The organism is bacterium (genome assembly GCA_029210545.1).
In the GTDB taxonomy this organism is placed as follows: domain Bacteria; phylum BMS3Abin14; class BMS3Abin14; order BMS3Abin14; family BMS3Abin14; genus JARGFV01.
This window is the reverse complement of record JARGFV010000187.1, coordinates 1-2,634: the sequence shown is the minus strand read 5'-3', so window position 1 is coordinate 2,634 and position 2,634 is coordinate 1. Positions and strand designations below refer to the sequence as shown.

Sequence of the window (2,634 nt, the reverse complement as noted above, 5' to 3'; positions counted from 1 at the left end):
ACACAAGTTAAGAGAGTGGACTTTTTGCGTCTGGGCATTTGCCCCCTGACGCTCCTGTGGCTTGTGTCGGCAAACATTAAGCCACTCTCGGGAGTTGATGGGGGCTTGCCATTTCATGGGAGGATGACATGGAAAAAAGATGTGTTGCGATCCAGGAGGCCACGGCCGACACCGGGGACTATACGACCGGATATCTCCACGAGGTGACCGAGAACCTCATCGGGTCCGTCGTCACGATCGAGACTAGGGACAGTAACGGGATGAATGGGGAGGCCACCGGCGTCTTGGTAGAGATCCTCGACTAGTCCACAACCGGCCTTGGGCCGGTCGCTGGACCCGCCCTGCACAGTCTCCTCCTGGCTGTGTGGGGCGGGTAATTCACCCTCGGGAGCCACTTTTAGCAGCTTTTTAGCAGCTTTTAGCAGAACCTTTAGCAGCACTTTCTTCCCTGTAACGCGCATGGTTAAGCCATTTTAGCAGATTAGCAGGATTAGCAGGGGGTCACCTTTAGCAAACGTTTTCCCCTACCCTCTGGTAACCAGTATTATCAGCGTTTCATTTACCATCCAAACAGGCCAGGTCAGGCCGTTTCTCGTAACATAATTTAGATATAATTTAGATATAACCCATCTTAAAGAAAAAGGACCTACAGCAAAACGCTGTAAGTCCTTGATTTTGTTGGTCGGGGCGAGAGGATTTGAACCTCCGACCACCTGAACCCCATTCAGGTAATAACGTTGTTTCAGGCTCCACCAAACTGTAAACCCATACCCTTAAAAATAGCCGTAATGCGTTGACACATAACAGTTTTTACATTATTCTTGTGTTACAACCTGTTTCAAGTTCCACCAAAAAAACAGGGGATATTCTTTAGATATACTTTAGAGGTATACATACAGATTATATGGTTATTGTTTCCTGACTGCCTATCAGGTGGTCAAAACAATCAATATTTATAACATATTATTATTGTCAGGAATTATACTCTTATAGAGTAACTGCTACTTTGCTAAGGTCTGCTAAGCTGCTAATCGTGCTAATCTGCTAAAAACTAGTGTTTATGCGGGCTACAAGCCGATTTGCTCTGCTAAAAGTCTGCTAAAAGCTGCTAAAAAGCTGCTAAAAACGTGCTGAAAGCCTTACTGTGGGAGGTGAATCATGCGTTTTACGGTCAAAAAGCTCGATAGTTTACCCTCTTCTGTCACCGGATCTAAGGATTACGGGGAGCCTGGCGGCTTCAAGGTCCGGGTATACCCTGGCGGTCGGAAGGTCTTCTATTATGTCTACACCATAGAGGGGAAGACGTACTGGTTCAAGATTGGAGACTACGGAGACATCAGCCTTTCGGACGCGCGTTCGGAACGTGACGACCTGTCGGCCCAGGTGGCCCGTGCGAAGTTGGGGAAGTGTCTGCACCCTGTCGCTGCTCGGGAGGCCCAGAAGGTCAAGAAGCGTGGTGAGCCGACGTTGGCCGACCTTGCTGGCGAGTACATGACCAGGTGGGCGAAGGTCCACAAGAAGACGTGGATGGAGGACGAGCGCATTTTGGGCAAGGACGTTTTGCCCAGGTGGGGGAAACGGCTGGCCAAGGATATCACCCGGCGCGACGTCAGGCTGTTACTGGAGGACATCGGGGAACGTGGCCCTGTGATGAGCAACCGGACCCTGGCTTTATTGTCGAGGATGTTCCGTTTTGGTCTGGAGCGTGACGCAATTCCGGCCGACCCCACGCAATTGATCAAGCGCATATATAAGGAGAAGTCCAAGGAACGTTACCTGACCAGTGATGAGGTTAAAATTTTTTGGCGGGAGTTGGAGGAAACACCACGTATCAGCGAGCAGGTGAAGGACTGTCTCCGGTTGATTCTGTTGACCGGTCAACGTAGCGGTGAGGTTGTGGGTATGCGCAGGGAAGAGATCGACGGGGACTGGTGGAACATTCCAGGCGACAGGACCAAGAGCGGGCGGCCTCACCGGGTGTATCTGATCGACCCAGCCCTTCAGGTGGTGAACAGCCAGAAGAAGGGGGTGCCTTTTGTTTTCCCCTCCCCCGTCCAGGAGGAAGACAAGCCCCTGCAGCACCTAACGACACGTAGCCTTTCCCGCGCGTTGATCCGCGCGGACAACCTTAGCCTTGATAAGTTCGCGCCGCATGACCTGAGAAGGACACTTGCCACCGGCCTGGCAGAGTTGGGTGTTTCCAATTACACCATCGGGCAGATCCTCAATCACAGTGAGCGAACGGTGACTCATATTTATGACCGTTACGGCCACGACAAGGAAAAGCGGGAAGCCCTTCTGAAGTGGTCCCGGCACCTTAAAACACTGATCACCGGCAAGGCCCCGGAAAAGGTCGTCAAGCTGAAATAGGCAACCCTAAAGAAAAATAGTGCGGATATAATTTTTTTTTTGTTCTTGACAGGAGAACAATAATTTTGTATCTTATGTTCGAGGCTAGAACATGATACCCGCGACTCTTACAGAAATGCTCGAGATCTTTCACCGGCCTGGCATAGCTCCAGGCATGGCGAAATCGTCTATCCCCTCGCGTGTGGCCCAGGGCTTCACCCCTCCTGATTTTCTGGTCCAATCGCGTGGAGGGTTGCGGCAGGGGAAGCGCAATTTGTACGACCT

The 2,634-nt window shown here is 51.2% G+C and carries 2 protein-coding genes; both read left to right on the top strand.

Annotated elements, in window-relative coordinates; all coding sequences use genetic code 11:
- The first annotated feature begins 128 nt into the window (after positions 1 to 128).
- A complete protein-coding gene (locus P1S46_12145; GenBank protein ID MDF1537221.1) occupies positions 129 to 305 on the top strand; it encodes a hypothetical protein in 177 nt (58 codons plus the stop codon).
- 853 nt (positions 306 to 1,158) lie between these two features.
- Complete coding sequence (locus tag P1S46_12140; GenBank protein ID MDF1537220.1) at positions 1,159 to 2,370, top strand: tyrosine-type recombinase/integrase; 1,212 nt, start codon at positions 1,159 to 1,161, stop codon at positions 2,368 to 2,370.
- Positions 2,371 to 2,634: the final 264 nt, after the last annotated feature.